This is a genomic window from Deltaproteobacteria bacterium, from assembly GCA_029860075.1.
In the GTDB taxonomy this organism is placed as follows: domain Bacteria; phylum Desulfobacterota; class JADFVX01; order JADFVX01; family JADFVX01; genus JAOUBX01.
Map to the genome: position 1 here is coordinate 1 of JAOUBX010000045.1, position 21,234 is coordinate 21,234.

The window sequence follows — 21,234 nt, forward strand, 5'->3', positions numbered from 1 at the left end:
GGTATTGATCCAGACAGGTGAAGTCCTTGATCTTGTGATTGCCTTTGTAGCGGCTGACACATTGATGAAAGGTATGAAGCGGCAAATGCTCCATTACCTGAGAAAAAACCAGTTTGCCTGTGTACATGATTCAGCCTCCTTCTTGTAGTACAGAAAGAATGACTGAATCTCTTAATTTTTTTCAAGTCGTTTAAAACAAATAGATTTAATTTCATGATTAGTTACACGCATTTACAAATTTTATATCTCATAACGTTGGGACACTAGTGAAATTGTATAACCATGAATGTATCTGAAATATTATCCTTTTCTCGATATGAATGGGCAGAACAAGTATTAATAAAATACCTGCCCTCCTTTGCAAACAATATAGTTTTAGATGTAGGCGCAGGAGATGGAAGAATGAAAACGGTTACTGAAAGCTTGGGGGGAAAGTGGATGGGATTTGACATTGAACCACAAATACCTGAAATTATTTCATGGAACCTGGATTCCCGCGCGCCTGAGGGTTCACCTATGTCTGGAATTATTCTTATGTTAGACATTATTGAACATCTACATAACCCATGGTTAAGTTTTGATCATGTATCAAGTTTGGTTGTTCCTGGTGGACTTATTATTTTAACCATGCCAAACCCCCGTTGGAGCAGAAGCAGGCTTTATGCTTTAAAAACTGGATATTCAGTATGCTACACTCAAAGTGATTTAGACCTAAACAATCATGTTTTTACAACCTGGCCCCACATCATTGAGAAATTAATTAATGATAAAGGATTTATAGTTGAGAAATGCGTTACCCTGGACGGTACTACGAAATGGCCTGGAAAACCCTTTAATCTCAAATATCCCTTACGCTTTATTATTGCAGCAACAAATAAATTTATTGAGTTTTTTGACCCTTCAGCCTGCGGTATGAGCTATGGGGTAATAGCAAGAAAACAAGAGGAAACATAAGATGCTTAATATTTTTTATGAAGAACCTGATCCGGATCGATGGTTCCCCTGTGATAGATATCCAAGAAAAATAATTCGCCGTATAGTACGTGGCAAGCCTCAACCTGGCGGAATGATGCGTTTTTTTCTTAACTTATGTGCCGGCTTAGATATCCTGAAAATACCCTATAGAATTAATAATTATAGCTTTATAAAGAAGCACCCTGATGATTTAGCATGCATTATTGGTAAACCCTTTGTGCTTGACAAGATAAAGTGGAAAAACCCAATTGTATATGGTTCTGCCACTTCTTCACATCCTTTAGATGATCCGGAACTGTTAACAAGACTTAATATAAAAAAAATCCTTGTTCCGGGTCAATGGATGAAAAAAATGTGTGAACCAGCCTGGGGGGATAAGACTGTTGCCTGGGCGGCAGGCATTGATACCGATCTTTGGGCCCCAACAAACATAGCTAAAAAGGAAATAGACGTTCTTCTTTACGATAAAGTTCGATGGGAGTATGACCGCTATGAAGAAGAATTAATTAGTCCTATTATTAACTCATTAAACTCATCTGGTCTGACCTATGAAATTATCAGGTATGGTTTCTATAGAGAAGAAAACTTTCATGCACTTTTAAAGAAATCCAAGAGTATGATTTTTCTTTGTGAACATGAGACACAGGGAATTGCATACCAGCAAGCTCTTTCCTGTAACGTTCCTTTATTAGCATGGGACCGTGGCGGATTCTGGCAAGATCCATCATATTATCCTGACAAAGTTAAGTTTGAACCCGTTACCTCCGTTCCTTACTGGGATAATAGATGTGGAATGAAATTTAAGAATATTAAAGAATTCCCTTTAAAGCTGGAAGAATTTATGGACTATTTAAATAAAGGCGCTTATTCCCCACGTGACTATATTTTGGAGAACTTAACACTGGAAAAGTGTGCCCGACACTACGTTAGAATTATTCAGGAAGTTAAAAAGGACAGCTAAGAATTTTTTAAAATATTTTTATTTTGATAAATAATATGAGCAAGTTCATTGCGTTCACTTTTTTATTACAACCGCATGGATAATGTTTTTTATTTTACAGTTAATCAATAATGATTTATCGAATATTACACATATTTGGAAAGCTCTTTGGGAAACCTCGTGGATGGGAACGAGTAGTGCGTTTTTTATCACCACCTGAAAAATCTGCTTCAATAGAAGCACAGATCGGAACTTTTGAAAAAGGCATCATTTTCAAAATAGACCCGGCAACTTTATTAGGATGGAAAATATATTTTTTTGGTACCTATGAGGCTGAGGTGAGAAACATTATCAATAAAGCCCTGAGCAAAGGCTTTGTTGCCTTTGATGTTGGAGCTAATGTTGGATGGCATACATTATTGATGGCCAAAGGGGTGGGAAAAGAGGGACATGTTCTGGCTTTCGAACCCAATCCGGGTGTATATGATTGTTTAAAGGAAAACATAGCTTTTAACAACTTATCTCAAGTGATTGTCTCTGATTTAGCCTTATCCGACAATGATGGAGAGCTATACTTTAATGCGCCACCCTCGTCCAGCATCGGGGCAGGGGCAGGTCATATAATTAACAATGTTGATTCGTCTAATGTAGAACAAAAAATAAAGGTGAAGACAAAAAAGCTTGACACTATTTTTTCAACAATGAATTTATCACGGCTTGATCTGATTAAAATTGATGTTGAGGGCTGGGAATGGAATGTCTTAGAGGGCGCAAAAGAAACATTGAAGCGCTACAGGCCATATATCATTTTTGAATATGATGCCAAGTATATCATTAGAAGTGGGGGAATTTCAGGAAATCTGGATAAACTTTTCTCAGATCTTTCTTACTCTATATACAGAATTTATAGAAACAAACTATTAAAAGTTGAAAATTGCTGGCCTGTATGCGCTAATATATTTGCATTACCAAATGAGAAGACCAAAGACTTTAAATTAAATAAACGCTTCAGATGATTAGTAATAAATTATTATTCAAAAGTGTTAACTTAGTGCCCTGGCACTTCAGAGCACTCATCAAGCGTTTACCGATTGTTGCCCATTTACAACGATATTTATTTAATAAGTTTCTTTCCGGAAAAGACTTCATTTATGAAATCAATGCCGGCCCAGCCAAGGGATTAAAATATCCTGTTAGTCTGCCAAAAGATAAGCTGATATGGATGGGAACATATGAAGCAGAACTTGCAAATATTGCATCTAAATCAGTCACTCAAAATGCTATTTGTTATGATATCGGTGGATATCGAGGTTTTTTCAGTGGGGTATTTGCAATAGCAGGTGCAAAGTCTGTTTATGTTTTCGAACCATTTCCGGAAAACTTTGAACAAATTAAGCATTTAATAGAATTAAATCCAAACCTACCTATAAAGGTTAAACAAATGGCCATAGGCAACAAAAATACCATTACAAAATTTAATGTAATGCCTGATGAAAGCATGGGGAAGCTTGTTAATAGCACTTTTCAAAAAGACAGGAAAGCAAATAGAGTTATTAATGTCTCTCTCAAAAAAATAGACTCATTAATACGTGATGATGGTTTTCCCACACCAGATATAATAAAAATTGATGTGGAAGGTGCGGAGGTAAATGTATTAAGGGGCGCACAGGAAGCGCTTCGCTTGAAGCATCCACAACTTTTTATAGAAGCACATTCTAAAAAATTATGCATGGATTGTAGTTCAATACTTAAAAGCCTGGACTATCAAGTAACAATTCTTGAGACAGGTTTAGCTCCATCAGGTAATAACGTTCCAGAAATTAGCCATCTGTTGTGCCGGTAAACTTAAAATTCTGATTGTTCATTAATGTCTAAAATTATTATTATTTCTGGAAATCATCTTTGCAATAACCCAAGAGTCCTGAAAGAGGCTGATGTATTATCCGAGGCAGGTTATGAGGTTGAGGTTTTAGGGGCAATTATAGATAAAACGCTCAAAACCAGGGATCAGAACCTTATGAGTATACGCAAGTGGACCTTTATTCCTGTTTTGGACCTTACGTCTTCACAGGTTAATAATTATTTCTATCGTATCAGAAAAAGATTTGGCAGCACTTTATTTACTTTTTTTGGCATTGAAAATCGATGGCAATTGGGGTATGTAACAACCAATCTGTTACGCGTTGCAATTAAAAGAAAGGCAGATCTTTATATTTCACATTTGGAACAGGCAATGTGGGTAGCTTCCCAATTATATGACAGAGGTCTCAATGTTGGAATTGATATGGAAGACTGGTATTCTGAAGATCTGGAAGAAATTGCAAGAATAAAAAGGCCAGCAAAAATGTTAAGAAAGCTTGAACAACAATTGCTTGCTTCATGCAATCATGTTACCTGTACTTCACAAGTGATGGCTGAAGCGCTATCAAGGCGCTATAACTGCAAAACACCAACGGTCATATACAATACCTTTTCACTGGAAGAAGGTAATCATCTTGATTCCAAAATTATAGATCGAAAAAATACGGACTTACCATCTGTTTACTGGTTTTCTCAAACACTTGGACCATCAAGAGGCCTTGAAGACCTATTTTCTGCGCTTCCCCTCCTTAAAAACAGAGTAGAGATTCATCTTCGAGGAAAACCAATACCAGAATGGAAGAAATGGTTAGAGACTCAAGTTACCGGGGATTGGCTAAACTATATTTATATTCATCCACCGGTAACTAATACTGAACTATTATCCCGAGCTGCAGAACACGACATCGGATTTGCAGGTGAAATGAAATATTGTTTAAACAAAAACCTAACGGCATCAAATAAAATATTTCATTACTTATTGGCCGGCCTATGTGTAATTGCAAGTAATACGGACGGGCAAGTTGAAATTTCCCTAAAGGCGCCCGCCGCCTTTCAAATATATACCAGTGGAGATTCCAATGCCCTGGCAAATGTAATCAATAATTTCATGTATAATCCAACGCTTCTAATTGCTGCAAAAAAAGCTGCCTTAATAGCGGCAAGGAAGCATTACAACTGGGAAAATGAGAAGGAAAAGCTCATAAATTCTGCAAAGGCTGCACTATAGCTTTTAATGAAAATACAGGGAACCTTTAAAGATCCATGGCTGGCATCTAAAAAAACCACCTTCTGCGTCAAAAATTTCACCTGTAATCTCGCTTTAGGTTACAATTTTCGCATTGAATTTGTTTTTTTGATTCCTTTAGACTCTCACCTGGTATTATTAGAGATTCCCTTTTATTTCTTTAACTCACTAAAAAGTATAATCAGGATTATATAGCAGTACGCTATATAAAAAATAAAGTAAATTTATCTTCTTTCTCAATTATGAATTGTCCATTATGCAGATCACCGGAAGCTCACTTATTCCATAAATTTTATAGTTTTATTTTACTTGAATGTAATAGCTGTAAATTAAAGTTTCAGGCTAATCCATATTTAACGGCTCAACCTGCTAACAATCAAACTGAACCTGAATCTCAAATATTACCCAATCTCAACCTCCCGCATATTAAAAGACGAATCGAAGATATCATCCGTTATGCTTCCTCCGGTTACACTCTGGACATTGGCTGTAATACGGGAGAAGTAGCTGTAAGACTTTCCCACCTCGGTTTTTCATCTTCCGGTATCGACATCAACAAAACAATTATGAACCGCCTGCGCTCGACATACCCCGGTGTAAGATGGTATAGTGGATTAATAGAGGATCTCATTAGTAACATCGGCAAATATGATGTAATTACTTTATACCACGTTTTAGAGCATATAGCAGAACCTGTAGAGTTATTAAAACGAATAGATAAGGCACTAAATCCCAAGGGGATTCTGATCATAGAGGTGCCAAATGTCAGCGGTTTACATGCAAGAATAAAAGGGACTGGCTGGCATTATTACCATAGAGATCATCTTTGCTATTATAGTCCTGAGCATCTTGATTTAATGGCAAATAAACTTGGATACGAAATTTTGGACAAAAAAAGCTTTTATCACTTATCCTACCCTCAAGGCGTTTTTTGGAAAGACACTCTTAAGAATTTTCTCTCTTCTATAGGTTTTAAAGATATTATCTCGATTTTTCTTAGAAAAAAATGACATTTTTTCATCGAATAAAGAATATGATCCGATGGTTTTTCTTCCCCGGACTTGACCTGCATACAAGGAACAGGACATCGTTATGCTATTTTTGGAGTAAAGGTGAAAGAAATGTCCTCGATGCCGGCAGTGGAAATGGTTATTTTTCATGGCTTGCCTATAAATCCGGAGCCACTGTTGTCGCAATGAATTGCGAGGAGAAGCAGATAGAAAAAGCTAATTCCTTTTTTATTGACTACCTTGGTGAAAATTCTGAGAAACTTATTTTTGAACAAAAAAACCTTTATCAACTAAATGATGAAAACAGAGTATTTGATGAAATTATCTGTTATGAAGTACTTGAACATATCAAGAATGATTCCTTCGTCTGCGAACAATTTTACCGTATCTTGCGTCCCGGAGGAACGCTTCACCTTTGCTGCCCCAACAGCTCTCACCCCAGGCATAAATCTGAAACTCTCGACCTTGAAGAAATGGGAGGCCATTATCGACCCGGATATTCAGAAGAGGATTATCATAAATTATTATTGCCAATAGGTTTTCATATCGAAGTTATTGTAGGTTTGGGACCAAGCGCACTTTATTATGCTGATGCTATTCTACGTAAAATAAGGTCACACACAGGTGATGCTTTTGCATTGCCTTTGTTTTCCCTTTTTTACCCTTTTATAAAGTTTGCTAGATTTAATCCAAACCTTCCTTTTTCAATCTATGTAAAAGCTACAAAGCCTGTACACCAATAATCTGTAATGATATTCTATAACCTATGTTCTTAAACAAAATTGACATAAACAACTATGATCATCTAAATTTAGGATGTGGTTTAAAAGCACATGAAAAGTGGTTAAATGTAGATGGTTCATGGCAAGTCATATTAGCAAAGCATACCATTATTAAAAAAATTTTAGTTATTTCCCGTCTGCTTCCCAAAAGCCAGTCCAAAATCCCATGGAAAAAAAATATTTTAAGATGGAATTTAACAAATAAATTGCCCCTATCATCAAACCGCTTTAATGCAGTTTATTCTTCACATACGATTGAACACCTCTTTTATGATGAGTCAATTGCTTTGCTGAGAGAATGTTATCGCATACTTGCAGATGGCGGAGTATTAAGAGTTGTTGTACCCGACTTATTTGAACTGACAAGGAAATATTTATCAGAGAAGGAGAAAGGTAATCTGTCAGCTGCAAATAAATTCATGTCAGATATGGGTTGTCATCCCCAATTTTTTCAAAAAAACATCCTCGCTTACTACCATCGATTGACAGCATTTCACACGCACAAATGGATGTATGACATGGATTCACTATCAGAGCTTTTTATAGATGCTGGTTTCTCGGAAGTTCAGCCAAAAAGAGCGCTCGACAGCCGCATATTAAGAATTTCAGAAGTTGAAGACCCGGAAAGAATCAACAATGGTCAGGGGATTGTTGTTGAGGGAATTAAGAATGCAAATGTTTAACTTCCAAAAGGTCTAAAAAATGAAGAAAGTTCTAATAATTGTCAGTTCATTTAAGCCGGCGATTATTGCGGATATGCATCGCGCCAGAATGTTATCTTTTCATTTACCAAATTTTGGCTGGCAAATAGAAGTTATGACTCCTGACAAGTCTTATCAGCCTCCCGATATTATTGAGGAAAACTCATCATTTTTTTTCCCTTCTGATCTGATAATCCACTCCGTTCCAGAATGGCATAATTTCTTTTTAAAAAGTATTGGCATAGGAAGTATCGGTTGGCGCGCATTCTGGCCTATGTTCAAATTGGGCTCTCAGTTATTAAGAAAGGGTGAATATGATTTGGTCTATATTTCTACAACTAACTTTGTTCTTTTTTGTCTTGGAAGGCTATGGAATATAATGCATGGAATACCTTATGTTCTTGATTTTCATGATCCATGGTTTAAGGAAAATTACCAATATATAACAACCAAAAACGCTCTAAAGTGGAAAACAACTCGTCTTTTATCAAAATATTTGGAGAGATTTTCTATAAAAAAGGCTGCAGCGGTTGTGTCCGTTTCACCACAATACCTGCATACAATTATCAATCGATATAAAAAGTTAAATTTGCCATGGATAATAAATGAAAAATACAAAGTTATACCTTTTGGAGCCATGGAGAAAGAGTGCAATTCCGGCCTTATTTCAAATTCTTCTGTTAAATCAAACAAGTCGGGCTATACAGTAAATGCCGTTTATGTCGGGGCAGGTGGAGCATTCATGGCAAAATCATTTTCTCTGTTTTGCCAAGGTCTAAAAATTCTGCGGGAAAAAGAACCTGAACTGGTAGGCAGGCTAAAGATATCTCTTTTTGGCACATACTTTGGTTGGAAAAAAGGAGATGAAAAAATTCTGCAGGAAATAGCAGACAAATCAGAGTTGTCTCATATTATTCAAGAACAACCATCAAGAGTTAGCTATCAAGAGTCAATCCAATTAGCAGAAGATGCAGATGGTTTACTTGTACTTGGTGTTGATGATCCAGGATATTTTCCATCCAAACTCATTAGCTATGCCCTTTTGGGCAAACCTTTACTCGCTTCTTTTCATTATTCTTCACCAGCGGCTTCAATCTTCACTCAATATCCGGATATGGGTAACCTCATTTGCTTTGATGGCACGATTATTCCGGATAAAAAAATGATAGCAACAATTAAAAACTTTATACTGGAAATGGTTAATAAAAATAGTTTTGACAGAAGAACTCATCTAAAACCTTTTCTGGCCTCTGCTATGGCTGAAAAACATGCCTCACTTTTCAATAGCTGTACGTTACCCCCCCCCCGGAGGCAGGTGTAAAGCAATGTCTATTCTTTTCGGACATCCCTGTGGCAATCCCAATTCTTTCAATGCAGCATTAGCTCATTGGGAAAAGGGGAAGCTCAACGCTCTATGTATTCCCTGGCTTCCAACACCAGCTCAACTAAACTTTTTGGAAAAAGTTCCGGCTTGTGAAAATTTAGCCAGGCAATTGAGGAGACGTTGCCATCCACCACTTTTAGAGGCGCCTCGCATTGAAGGGCGATCAGGAGAGTGGTCCCGTATGTTGCGTAGAGCTATGATGAGAAGTCAATTTAATAATAGAAAAAAATCTGAAGAAGCTAATCAGTGGCTCATGAGAACCATGAAAAATGAATGTCATAAATCAAGCGTTACCTCTGTACATTCCTATGAGGATTGCTCCCTATGGACATTTGAGGAAGCCAGGAAACTGGACAAACCGTGTATTTACGATATGCCCATTGGATATTATCCTGCATGGCAGGATATGCAAAAATCACTCATGTATAAATACAGAGACTGGCTTCCCCGGAATTGCTTTAGAATGAAAGAATATGTGCCGATAACACGAAAAACCCGCGAAATGGAAATGGCTGATATCGTATTGGCACCCGGCAGTTTTGTACTTAAAACGATAGAACAATTTTTAGAAAAAAAAATCTATATAGCGCCTTATGGTGTTGATTCAGTTAGCTGGTTTCCTTCTCATTCAAATAAATCAAAAGGACCACTTAAATTTATATTTGCCGGGCACATTTCTGTTAGAAAGGGTATACCTCTATTATTCCATGCCTGGGAAAATGCTGATATTCCGGATGCAAAACTAATATTAGCAGGGTCCTGGCAATTAGCCGAAAGAAAGAAAATGGAGATCCCTGACAATGTATCTTTTGCAGGCCACTGTTCTCCAGAAAAATTACTCTCCTATTTTCAGCAGTCTGATGTTTTTGTATTTCCCTCATATTTTGAGGGATTTGGAATGGTAATTACAGAGGCTATGGCATCGGGCTTACCCGTTCTGGCAAGTGACGCTACTGTAGCAGCAGATATACTGGACGACTCCTGTGGAATGGTTTTTCAGCGTGGAAACTCTGAACAGTTAATTGAGGGTCTAAGATATTTTTCAAATAACAGGGACCACCTTCCCGCTATGAAAAAGGCTGCTCGTCAAAAGGCAGAAACTCTAAGCTGGACCAAGTACCGTCAAAAAGTAAGTGAAGCTGTTGAAAGTTTTTGTTAAATTTTAATAAAATGTATAAAAAACAGGACATCATTTCTTGAAAAAAAATCTAAAGCTGGCTTTCATCATTACACATCCGATTCAATATTATGCCCCCCTTTACCGTCAACTTTCAAAGCGCCAAGACATTGCTGTCCGCATTTTTTTCACTTGGCATAACGGGACAAATGATGCCATGGATTATGGGTTCAAGAAAAACATTTCATGGGATATTCCCCTTGCAGATGGCTATGAACATGAACTGGTTCCAAACTGTTCTTCCCATCCAGGCAGTCACCATTTCATGGGAATTAATAATCCTTCGTTAATAAAGTCGGTCATGAAATGGAACCCCGATGCAATTCATATTACAGGTTACGCCTTTCTAAGCAACATTTTAGCATTAAGGGCTTTTCATAAATTAAAAATCCCCATACTCTTTCGGGGCGATTCTCATCTATTGGATAAGGAAGGGGTCTGGAAAAAGGTTTTGAAAAAAAAAGTGCTCAAGTATATTTTCAATCTCCCCTCTGCTTTTTTGTATGTCGGTAAAAATAACTACAATTACTTTAAATATTATGGTGTTCATGATGAAAAACTTTTCTATTGCCCGCACTCGATTGATGTTGAAAGATTCTCTACAGTTTCAAACTTGCAGGAAAAACAGGCCGCAAAATTACGAAATGAAATAGGAATTAAAAATAATTATAAAGTCTTGCTTTTTGCCGGCAAATTTGAAAAAAAGAAGCAACCTATTCAGTTAATGAGAGCCTTTTCCGAGATTTCGCCTGCAAACACGATTATGCTCATGGTTGGTAATGGTGAGCTGGAACATGAGGTAAAAAGAATGGTTGCTAAATTTCCTGAGCTCTTTAGATTACTTCCTTTCCAAAATCAAAGTATGATGCCTGTTATATACCGTTTAGGAGATTTATTTATCTTACCGTCAGCATTCAGGGAAACATGGGGACTTGCTGTTAATGAAGCTATGGCCTGTAGCCGGCCTGTCCTTGCAAGTGATCGTGTGGGCTGTGCAACTGACCTGATAATCCCTGGCAAAACTGGTGAAATATTTAAAGCATATAACTGGGGTAGCTTTAAAAACAAGCTCATATCTCTCCTTCATAATCCGAATCATTTGAAAGAAATGGGGAAAAACGCCAGAGATCATATTAGTAACTATACCTTTGAAAAAACGGTATCAACACTACTAGCTGCATTAAAAATATTACACAATAAGGGAATTCATTGAAAACGCTATATCCCAATAACATTGTATCTGTAAAAACAAATGATAATCAATCCCATAAACTCATCAGAAATTTATGGTTATTTTTTGCCGGGATAATAATCTGGATTGCCTGGAACTCATCACTATCATTTTCGGAAGAAATGATCATCGGATTATCTATTTCTATTCTGAGCATTCTGCCTGCTTTAATATGGCTAAGCAGTAATAATCGTGAACTTCCGGCATTTCAACTCTTTTGTATTACTCATCTTTTTTACTATGGCTATCCTATTTTGAACGGGAATTCTGAATACATGACATTTAAAGAAGAAAGCCGCCTGCTTGCTGCATACAACATCCTTGTTTTTCTTTTGCTCGTTCTTTCCATCTATTACTATAAAGGGCAGGTCAGAAAAACAACAAAACATTTGCCTGACTTCCTGTTAAGAGAAATTCCTGCCGGTTTAGCTTTAAACCTGTTTAATATAGGGGTATTCCTCTGGCTTTGCATTGTAAGCGCCAGGCAGTTCGGCTTGTTAGCGCTAGCAGGAAGTTATATCAACCTGTTGTGGACCATTGGTAATGTATTTGGATCTCTATCCTTATATTTTCTTTATCAAAAATCAGGTGCGGGAATGCTTAGAAAAACAAATCTTATATTTGTTAATTTCTGCCTTTTTTTCTCCATTTTAATCTCTTTTTCCAGTGGCTTGCTGGTACATGGAACATCTTTTCTCATAATTTCCATTATGGGATACGTAATAGGGAAAAAAAAGATTCCTTTAGTAACTATCATTCTATGTGCGATAGTTATTGGCTTTCTTCATGCGGGAAAAGCAGAAATGCGCAACAAATTCTGGAACAATCCATCTCCAAACAATATAACAAAAGTCCTGAAAGTATATGAATACTGGTTTCCAGCATCCCTGAGTGCAATATCTAAAGGCCTTGATAGTGAGCTTGGTTCAAGGTCCTTACTCAACCGCTTAAGTCTGATCCATATCCAGACACGCGTCATAGAATTAACACCTGCATACAGGCCTTATCTTAACGGAGAAACTTATTTTGACATTCCCACTCTGCTTATTCCCAGATTTTTATGGCCCAATAAACCAAGTGGACATCTCTCCACAGAAAAGCTAGGCCTTTATTATGGTGTTCATACACTCGAATCGGTCAAGTTTACCTCCATTGGATTCGGAAAACTTGCAGAAGCATGGGCTAACTTTGGATGGTTTGGAATTTTTCTTTTAGCGCTTTTTTATGGATTTACAATGAGATATATGGCAAAAGCCTGCTATAATAAAAATCAAGAATCTCTGATTACATTTACCGGTATTTTATGGCTTGGTTATAGTTTCCAGATAGAGTCTTCCATGTCCTCCTCTATTGTTGTATTTATACAGGCTTTTATTACTATGATCCTGGCCTTACATTTATTTTTACTCAAGAAAAATAATTAGATCTCTATCCTTGCAATTAACTTTTTTACTTATTTTCTTATGTTCCCGCTTGGAAAAGACAGTCGACGAAGAGAAGAAAGAAAATTCAAAAGAGTTGTTGTGTTTCGTACCGGACACCTTGGTGATACGATATGTGCTATCCCTGCCTTTCGGCTGCTGCGTAATTTTTACAATGACGCTAAAGTTTTTCTTATTTGTGATTCATCTCAGCAAGGGAAAGTAGCGGTTATTGATATTATTAACAGGTTTGATATTTTTGAAAAGGTTTTCAGTTATAAGAGCAATAAAGGTTTTAGCTCAATTTGGCAACTCTTTAGATTAATCCGCCAAATCAAGCCGGATATCTTGATTCAACTTCCACAGCAGAAAAAAAAACAATCACAACTTAATCTGCAACTTTTATTCTTTCGCCTTTCCGGCATAAAGAAACTAGCGGGATTTAATCATATATGTTCAGAAGGTGACTGGAAAATGAATGAGCCTGCTCGTTTAATTAAAATATTAAACAATGAGGGAATATACGGCTATAAACCAGCTTACCATATTGAAGTTCAGCCTGCGGCAACTGATTCTGTTCTCCAAAAATTAAAATCTATCGGCATAGGCCCCTTTGAAGACTACATAATTTTCTGTGGAGGAGGGAAATGTGGAACTCAGAAGTGGCCAAACAACCGATATGCCCAGGTATTAAAAGACATCCACAGATCGACTAAGGTCCCAATCATCGCAATTGGAACAGATGAGGAACTTCATCTGTATGAAAAGGAAATTTTACCGGAATTTCCACAACTTAATATGATAACGGTAACAATTGATGAATTATTTGAACTTCTCAGGTCAGCTAAATGCTATATTGGTAACGATACAGGGCCTATGCATGCAGCAGCGGCTGTAGGTTGTCCTGTTACAGGAATAATAAGCGCTCGAAACTTGCCCGGCCAATGGGATCCCGATATTGAATCCAGACTTTTAATCAGACATAGAACAGATTGTGAAGGGTGCTGGCTGGATAAATGTATTAAAGAAAATCATAAATGCATGATGTCGATTACAGTGCCAGAAGTTATTAATGAAGTTCAACCTTTTATAAAAAAATTAATCGAGACCAGAGGCTAGAATATAACTATGTCATGGATTCTCACATTTCAATATAATGGCTTGATTGAATGACCATTTTAATCATAAAAAATTGATGTTATGAAATTACTGGTTGTTATTCCTTCTTATTGGCCCGCCATAAAATTTGGGGGACCAATTCACTCTGTGCATACATTAAACAAGACGCTTGTAAAAATGAAGATTGATGTAACTGTTTTTTCCACTAATGCCGGCATTGAAAAAATAGTGCCAGTTAATGAGGAAATCATCAGGGATGGCGTAAAAATCACTTACTTCTCATATTCTAAACGCTTCGAATTCATGGCTGCCACAGGCTGGCAGTTTTCACGATGCTTAATTAATGAATTAAAAAAATCGTTAAAAAATTTCGATCTTGTTTATATTACCCCCATATGGAATTTTCCCGTATCAATTGCAGCGCACTATTGCCGCAAGTTTAAAGTTCCTTATGTTATTTCTCCCAGGGGAACAATGTACGGAGAGACGCTTTCCAAGAAAGCATGGAAAAAAATGATCTATTACTGGCTTGTATCCAATAGGGATATTAAACATGCATCTGCTATTCATTATACAACTCATGATGAGGCAGAACGATGCTATATACCCCATAGACGATCTGAAAATGCCATAATCCTTCCAAACGGAATAGATCTTTCAGACTTTAAAGACCTTCCATCAAAAAAGGCGCTGAGGACTAAATACCCTTACCTGGAAAATAAAAAAGTCATCTTGTTTATGGGTCGAATAAACTGGAAAAAGGGCCTCGACATATTAATAGACGCATATGGAAAACTTGTAAGTGAAAGAGATGATGTTCATTTAATTATTGCAGGAAATGATGAGAATGGATATATAAACCAGGTAAAAAAGTGGATAAATACGTATGGTATGAAATATTTCGATGCTTCATCAGGTACGATAACGATTAATGAAATACCGGATGTTACTTTTACAGGATTAATTAAGGATAAGGAAAAATTAATAGCTTATGCAGGGAGTGACTTATTTGTTCTGCCATCATATTCTGAAAATTTTGGGATGTCTGTAATTGAGTCAATGGCAACAGGAACAGCGGTTTTAATATCAAACCATGTAGGGCTTTACAAGGAGGTTGTAAAAAATAATGCCGGTTTTATCGTTAAAACAACATGGGAAAGTATTTATGAAGGATTAGCAGAAATGCTTGATAACGATCGGCATCGGAATATGCTTTCAAATAACGGAAAGAAAATGGTCCGGGATTGTTACAACATTGAAAATATTGGTAATAATATGATTAATGCCTTTAAGAAAGTCCTAAACAGTGTTTGATGAAATAACAAAAGATTATGGTTGGGAAATCCCGAATCCTTTCCCCCGGTGTAACTATGATTTAATCTTATCAGCAGAGCTAATTGGGCGCCTCTATAATCGGGACCTTTATTTAAAAAATCTAAATAGCTGGCTGAAAGAAGGAAGCTACCTTATTATTACAACGCCCTGCCACGGATATTTAAAAAACCTTATTATTGCCCTGACAAATAAATTTGATAATCATATAAACAGTCTATGGGAAGGTGGCCACATTAAATTTTTTTCAAAAAAGACACTCAGCCATTTGCTCCGGGATAACGGTTTTAAACCAATTTACTTTAAGGGTAGCGGGCGCATGCTCTATCTTTGGAAATCAATGATCATTATAGCAAAGAAATTATGACTTTACCTATTTCTGTTATCATCCTGACTTACAATGAAGAAAACAACATTGAAGATTGCCTCAATAGTCTTACCGGTTGGATTCGTGAAATATTTATTGTAGATTCATATTCTACTGATCGTACACTTCAAATTGCTGAGAAATATACTGACAAAATTTACCAGCATCACTTTGAAAACTATTCTCGACAAAGAAACTGGGCACTCGAAACCCTACCCATAAAAACTGATTGGATCATGAATATAGATGCCGACCACCGGATCACAGCTGAGCTTAAAAATAAGCTCCTTGGTATCTTTAGTGATAAGATTGATGAAGAAATAAATGGATATATTGCAAGTCGTCGAACAATTTTTATGGGCCGCTGGATTCATTATGGTGGTCACTACCCTGTCTACCATGCATTTCTATTTCGTAGAGGCTTTGGTATTTGTGAAAATAAGCTTTATGATCAACACTTCCTTGTTAAGGGAAGAGTGGAAAAAATCCCCTGTGACATAATAGATATAATTTCAGATTCCATTACCAGGTTTACGGAAAGGCATAATCATTGGGCATCACTGGAAGCATCTGAACAATTAATTAGTAACACCGGTAATAGGAGTATAGTAGAACCCAGGATTTCCGGCCATGAAATAGAAAAAAGAAGATATAAACGTGAAATATATTACAAGCTCCCTCTTTTCGCTCGTGCTTTTCTTTTTTTTATTTATCGTTATATCTTCAAATTAGGCTTTTTGGATGGAAAAGAAGGTTTGATTTTTCATTTTTTACAGGGTTTCTGGTTTCGCTTCCTCATTGATGCAAAACTATATGAAATAAAGAAACAATCTATAAAAAAATGATTATTCTTGGTCTCAACGCATATCATGGTAATGCATCAGCCGCCATCGTTGTTGATGGTAAACTGCTCGCTGCTGTCGAAGAAGAGCGTTTCAACAGGATTAAAAACTGGGCAGGCTTGCCTGTTGAGTCCATAAAATTTTGCCTCAATGAGGCAAAGATACTTATAGATAAAGTTGATCATATTGCTGTTAACCGTAATCCCAAAGCAAATATATCAAAAAAAGCCCTCTTTGCGCTATCGAGGAAACCCCCATTAAGAATAATTGCGGATCGTCTGAAAAATGCGTCAAAAATTGGAGATATAAAGTCAGAACTCACCTCCCTTTTTGAAACAAATATTAAAGCACAAATGCATAACATTGAACATCACATAGCTCATCTTGCCAGTACTTTCTTTGTTTCACCATTTGATAAAGCGGCTCTTCTGTCAGTCGATGGTTTTGGTGATTTTGTAGGCGCTATGTGGGGAATAGGGTCTGAAAACAGAATTAATGTGAAGCACCGAACTTTTTTTCCGCACTCACTGGGACTTTTCTACCTGGCCTTTACGCAATATCTCGGATTCTCCAATTACGGTGATGAATATAAGGTCATGGGCCTTGCACCTTATGGCGAACCTCGCTTTATGAATGAAATGAATAAAGTAATAAAAATTAATTTTTCAAAAGACAAGCCCTTTGAACTTGACCTTGATTACTTTATCCATCATTCAAAGGGAGTCAGGATGACCTGGGATAAGGGGATACCCGAGATGGGACCTGTCTATTCTGATAAGTTAATTTCTCTCTTTGGTCCTGCAAGACAAAAAGGAGAAGAACTAACTCAAAGGCATAAAGACATCGCTCATTCTCTTCAAAAGAGATATGAAGAAGCTTTCTTTCATATTTTAAGTCAGGTGTATGAAAAAACGAAATCTAAAAACCTTGCCCTTTCCGGAGGTTGCGCTATGAACAGTGTTGCAAACGGGAAGATCTTCGAGGGAACCCCTTTTAGAGAGGTTTACATCCAGCCTGCTGCGGGAGATGCCGGAGGCGCCATCGGGGCAGCCTATTATGTATGGAACCAGATTCTGGGAAATAAACGATCCTTTGTTTTTGAGAAACCCTATGTGGGGCCTCAATTTAATGATGCTCAAATAGAAATACTGATTAATACAAAGCAAGATGAATTAGAAGAATTTATCATCGATAAGATCAATGATCAGGCCCTTTTATGTAAAAAAGCAGCAGAAGAAATTTCAAAAGGCAAGGTAACAGGCTGGTTTCAGGGACGCATGGAGTGGGGATCACGGGCACTTGGTAACCGGAGTATCCTTGGTGACCCGCGCAGAATGGATATGAAAGATATTCTCAATAAAAAAATAAAAAGAAGAGAATCATTCAGGCCCTTTGCTCCTTCCATTAATATTGAAGCCACATCAGAATATTTTGAAAGGTCTTATCCCGATCCCTTTATGCTAAAAGTTTATAAAGTAAAAGAGTCAAAGCGTAAAATCATACCAGCGGTAACCCATATAGATGGGAGTGGAAGGCTCCAGACCGTCAGTAAAGAGATCAATCCCTTATACTGGAAATTAATCAATGAATTCAGGAAAATCACAGAGGTACCTGTTCTGCTCAACACATCATTCAATGAAAATGAACCGATAGTATGCAAACCTGATGAAGCCCTCAATTGCTTCCTGCGAACTAATATGGATGTTTTGGTTTTGGGTAATTACTTTATCAAAAGAAGACAATGAAAATATCCATTGTTACCCCCACGCTCAATGCCTCAAAAACAATAAAAAAATGCATTAAAAGCATTAACAGTCAAGACTACCCTCATACTGAGCATGTAATCATTGATGGAAATTCGAAAGATGGGACCCTAGAAATTATTAACAGGTATCCATCAAATAATCGAATAGTCCTTTCAGAATCAGATCATGGTATTTATGATGCCATGAACAGAGGCATATTAATGGCAAGCGGGGAAATCATTGGAATACTAAATGCCGATGATTTTTATCCTGACAACAATATAATTTCAAGAGTAGTCAATGCATTTGAAGAAAATGAAACTGACTCCTGTTATGGAGACCTGATTTACGTTGACCCGATAAATACGACCCAATTTATTCGCTACTGGAAATCATCTCCCTATAATGATAAACTCTTCTACAAAGGTTGGATGCCTCCGCATCCAACTTTTTTTGTAAAAAAAAGAGCCTATGAAAATTACGGTCTATACAGGCTTGACCTGGGAACAGCGGCTGATTATGAACTTATGCTACGATTTCTGCTAAAATTCAGCATTTCAACACATTATATTCCTCACGTTCTTGTCAAAATGAGAACAGGTGGAAAAAGCAACCTGTCCATTAAAAACAGGATAATGGCAAACATTAATGACAGAAAAGCATGGAAAATAAATGGTCTCAAACCAAAACCATGGACTCTTTTTCTAAAACCCCTTTCCAAGATGAGCCAGTTTTTTTGAAGTCAGTGATTTAAATTATTATGAAATCAAATAAACTTACAAGTCTGTTTTTATTCTTTTTAGATGTGATCACCCTATCGACATTATTTTTCATAATGACTGTATTCAGGCATGGCACAACGAACTTGCCGCCTCACTTCAATTTAAGCATCATCATTTGTATCTTTATTTCATGGTTCGTTCTTTACACTATCAGCGGTTATAATGGTTCTCATGACATGCTGAGTTTGTCTTATACAAGCCAACACTTTATCGCCCTGTTAATTGCCCTTTTATTAACAGTCTTCAGCATTTATATTTTCACGCTTTCACCCTCCTGGCAATTCAGTCGGAGCGTACTGCCTTTAACCTATTTTTTGTTTATTCCCCTTTCAATCTACTACAGAAGAATGATCAGCATAAAAATGATTAGTTTGCTCAAGGAAGATTACTTCCTCGTACTGGGAGTGTCGAATCTTGCAAAAAAGCTATGCGAGGAATACCAGGGTTCAGGGCTCCCTCAAAAACTTCGAATTGCAACAACTAAAAAAACATCTGAAAGAGAGTATATATTTGGAGAGAATTCCCCCCAAATTGAAACATTACCTGCAAACCTTGCCGGATTCATCGATAACAGATGCACTGGTGTTATTCTGGCTGATACAAATGTAAACCAGTCCATACTGGATAATCTGACTGCTATCCATTTTAATAAAGTCCCCGTCATGTCAATCGAATCTTTTTATGAAAGATTCATGCAAAAGGTTCACATACCCGGCATCAGTCATTTCTGGCTTCTCCAGGATGGCTTCATGCTCGTTGGAGCTACCGTTTACGACAAGGTAAAACGGATATTGGACATCATTCTTTCCTTATTATTGTTTACTTTAACCCTTCCTCTATTCCTTTTAATCCCTATTTTGATTAAAGTGACCAGCAGGGGGCCTGTCATTTACAGGCAATCAAGGGTTGGCAAGGACAGGGTTCCTTTTACGCTGCATAAATTCAGGACCATGAAGGAAGGTTCCGAAAAGGGTGATTCCTATACGAGAGTTTCAGATGAAAGAATAACGGGTCTGGGCAAATTTTTAAGAAGGACCCGCCTTGATGAACTTCCTCAATTATGGAATGTTTTAAAAGGGGATATGAATTTCATTGGTCCTCGAGCGGAATGGATAAAACTCACGGAAGAATATGAAAAAAAAATCCCCTATTATCACTTCAGGCATTTAGTCAAACCGGGAATCACCGGCTGGGCACAGGTTAACTACCCTTATGGGGAAGGTATTCAAGACACTATAAAAAAACTCGAATATGATCTCTACTATATCAGGCACTACTCTCCTTTACTTGACGCAAAAATTATTCTTAAAACAATTTACGTTATTTTCTTCGCTAAAGGACAATAGACGCTTTTTTTCTTTTACTTGACTCTTTTGTAATGCACCTATAGAATTTTATCTATTTTATTATTAAGGACAGCAGATGATTTTAATGATTGATAATTATGATTCTTTTACCTTTAATCTGGTCCAGTATTTGGGAGAGTTAGGCGCAGAGGTAAAAGTTTTTAGAAATGATGCCATCAGCGTAGATGATATTAAAAAACTGGCTCCTGAAAAAATCGTTATTTCTCCCGGACCCTGCACGCCTGATGAAGCAGGTATTTCTGTTGAAACCATCCTGGCCTTTGCTGAGCAAGTTCCTATTCTCGGCGTCTGTCTCGGGCATGAAGCCATTGGCGCTGCCTTTGGCGGTAAGATCATAAAAGCCAAAGAGTTAATGCATGGCAAGACATCAATCATTACTCATGATGGTAAAGGAATTTTTAATAACATTGCCAACCCTTTTGAGGCAACACGATACCACTCTCTGTCTGTAGACTCAACATCTCTTCCTCAGTGCCTGGAAGTTTCCGCCCGCACCGATGATGGAGAAATTATGGGATTCAGGCATAAAGAATATAATATATCAGGCATTCAGTTTCACCCTGAATCTATCTTAACCACTGTAGGTAAAGATCTTTTAAAAAATTTTCTTTTAATTAATTGATTTAAATTGTAAACTTTTTTCATATTTTCATATTTATTTAGCATTTTTTTCAGGATACTCATAGCAGGCAAAATGACAGAGCTTTAAGGGAGCAAACTAAATATATCGTAAATACAGGTAGTTAGTGAATCAGGCGCCATATTCTATGGAAGGTATGTTTTTTGCTATGATAATAGAAGGATCTCAAAAAACAGAAAAGACAAAGCAACTCTGCTCAGAGCAAATCCAGGGAAACCTGGAGACGCAGAGCTTCGGGACTTCGAACATATTTGCATCGATGATCATGTCAGCCGGGCCGCCAGAGATTTTTTCTCTGGCGGCTTTTTTTTGA

21 protein-coding genes and 1 riboswitch are annotated in these 21,234 nt (G+C 37.1%); of the genes, 20 read left to right on the forward strand and 1 reads right to left on the reverse strand.

Going from position 1 to position 21,234, the window contains the following annotated elements; genetic code table 11:
• On the reverse strand, positions 1–127 hold a 127-nt coding region (locus OEV42_13355; GenBank protein MDH3975261.1), incomplete at its 3' end, for a DUF4372 domain-containing protein.
• 155 nt (positions 128–282) lie between these two features.
• Here OEV42_13355 and OEV42_13360 point away from each other — a divergent pair.
• The 20 genes from OEV42_13360 to OEV42_13455 all read left to right on the forward strand — a co-directional run bounded on the left by OEV42_13360 (position 283) and on the right by OEV42_13455 (position 20,903).
• Positions 283–954 (forward strand): class I SAM-dependent methyltransferase, encoded by a 672-nt coding sequence (locus OEV42_13360; protein MDH3975262.1) that lies wholly within the window; start codon positions 283–285, stop codon positions 952–954.
• Position 955: 1 nt separating this feature from the next.
• On the forward strand, positions 956–1,936 hold the full coding sequence (locus OEV42_13365; GenBank protein MDH3975263.1) for a glycosyltransferase: 981 nt from the start codon (positions 956–958) through the stop codon (positions 1,934–1,936).
• Between the two features lie 110 nt (positions 1,937–2,046).
• Complete coding sequence (locus OEV42_13370; GenBank protein ID MDH3975264.1) at positions 2,047–2,931, forward strand: FkbM family methyltransferase; 885 nt, start codon at positions 2,047–2,049, stop codon at positions 2,929–2,931.
• Positions 2,928–3,758, forward strand: a complete 831-nt coding sequence (locus OEV42_13375) for an FkbM family methyltransferase (protein ID MDH3975265.1) — start codon at positions 2,928–2,930, stop codon at positions 3,756–3,758. The genes OEV42_13370 and OEV42_13375 overlap by 4 nt, the downstream gene beginning before the upstream one ends.
• A gap of 24 nt (positions 3,759–3,782) precedes the next feature.
• Complete coding sequence (locus tag OEV42_13380) at positions 3,783–5,003, forward strand: glycosyl transferase family 1 (GenBank protein MDH3975266.1); 1,221 nt, start codon at positions 3,783–3,785, stop codon at positions 5,001–5,003.
• A gap of 260 nt (positions 5,004–5,263) precedes the next feature.
• Complete coding sequence (locus OEV42_13385) at positions 5,264–6,031, forward strand: class I SAM-dependent methyltransferase (protein MDH3975267.1); 768 nt, start codon at positions 5,264–5,266, stop codon at positions 6,029–6,031.
• A 23-nt stretch (positions 6,032–6,054) separates the two neighbouring features.
• Positions 6,055–6,774, forward strand: coding sequence for a class I SAM-dependent methyltransferase (locus tag OEV42_13390; GenBank protein MDH3975268.1), 720 nt, complete (start codon positions 6,055–6,057; stop codon positions 6,772–6,774).
• A gap of 23 nt (positions 6,775–6,797) precedes the next feature.
• Positions 6,798–7,496 carry a methyltransferase domain-containing protein gene (locus OEV42_13395; GenBank protein ID MDH3975269.1) on the forward strand — a complete coding sequence of 233 codons (699 nt, stop codon included), beginning with the start codon at positions 6,798–6,800 and terminating at the stop codon, positions 7,494–7,496.
• 19 nt (positions 7,497–7,515) lie between these two features.
• Entirely contained in the window at positions 7,516–8,835 is a 1,320-nt protein-coding gene (locus OEV42_13400) for a glycosyltransferase (protein ID MDH3975270.1), read from the forward strand.
• A 436-nt stretch (positions 8,836–9,271) separates the two neighbouring features.
• On the forward strand, positions 9,272–10,057 hold the full coding sequence (locus tag OEV42_13405) for a glycosyltransferase family 4 protein (protein ID MDH3975271.1): 786 nt from the start codon (positions 9,272–9,274) through the stop codon (positions 10,055–10,057).
• A 37-nt stretch (positions 10,058–10,094) separates the two neighbouring features.
• Positions 10,095–11,288, forward strand: a complete 1,194-nt coding sequence (locus OEV42_13410) for a glycosyltransferase family 4 protein (protein MDH3975272.1) — start codon at positions 10,095–10,097, stop codon at positions 11,286–11,288.
• Positions 11,289–11,428: 140 nt separating this feature from the next.
• The gene (locus tag OEV42_13415) at positions 11,429–12,730 is read left to right on the forward strand and encodes a hypothetical protein (GenBank protein ID MDH3975273.1); all 1,302 of its coding nucleotides are present in this window, start codon (positions 11,429–11,431) and stop codon (positions 12,728–12,730) included.
• A gap of 39 nt (positions 12,731–12,769) precedes the next feature.
• Entirely contained in the window at positions 12,770–13,846 is a 1,077-nt protein-coding gene (locus OEV42_13420; protein MDH3975274.1) for a glycosyltransferase family 9 protein, read from the forward strand.
• An 81-nt stretch (positions 13,847–13,927) separates the two neighbouring features.
• Positions 13,928–15,160, forward strand: coding sequence for a glycosyltransferase (locus OEV42_13425; protein MDH3975275.1), 1,233 nt, complete (start codon positions 13,928–13,930; stop codon positions 15,158–15,160).
• Positions 15,153–15,545, forward strand: a complete 393-nt coding sequence (locus tag OEV42_13430) for a class I SAM-dependent methyltransferase (protein ID MDH3975276.1) — start codon at positions 15,153–15,155, stop codon at positions 15,543–15,545. The genes OEV42_13425 and OEV42_13430 overlap by 8 nt, the downstream gene beginning before the upstream one ends.
• Positions 15,509–16,390, forward strand: coding sequence for a glycosyltransferase family 2 protein (locus tag OEV42_13435; protein ID MDH3975277.1), 882 nt, complete (start codon positions 15,509–15,511; stop codon positions 16,388–16,390). The genes OEV42_13430 and OEV42_13435 overlap by 37 nt, the downstream gene beginning before the upstream one ends.
• Positions 16,387–18,132 (forward strand): carbamoyltransferase, encoded by a 1,746-nt coding sequence (locus tag OEV42_13440; GenBank protein ID MDH3975278.1) that lies wholly within the window; start codon positions 16,387–16,389, stop codon positions 18,130–18,132. Before OEV42_13435 ends, OEV42_13440 begins: the two co-directional genes overlap by 4 nt.
• Complete coding sequence (locus tag OEV42_13445; GenBank protein ID MDH3975279.1) at positions 18,129–18,872, forward strand: glycosyltransferase; 744 nt, start codon at positions 18,129–18,131, stop codon at positions 18,870–18,872. Before OEV42_13440 ends, OEV42_13445 begins: the two co-directional genes overlap by 4 nt.
• 20 nt (positions 18,873–18,892) lie before the next feature.
• Entirely contained in the window at positions 18,893–20,260 is a 1,368-nt protein-coding gene (locus OEV42_13450) for an exopolysaccharide biosynthesis polyprenyl glycosylphosphotransferase (protein MDH3975280.1), read from the forward strand.
• Between the two features lie 76 nt (positions 20,261–20,336).
• The gene (locus tag OEV42_13455; GenBank protein MDH3975281.1) at positions 20,337–20,903 is read left to right on the forward strand and encodes an aminodeoxychorismate/anthranilate synthase component II; all 567 of its coding nucleotides are present in this window, start codon (positions 20,337–20,339) and stop codon (positions 20,901–20,903) included.
• Positions 20,904–21,111: 208 nt separating this feature from the next.
• Positions 21,112–21,206, forward strand: a riboswitch (cyclic di-GMP riboswitch).
• Positions 21,207–21,234 lie beyond the last annotated feature (28 nt).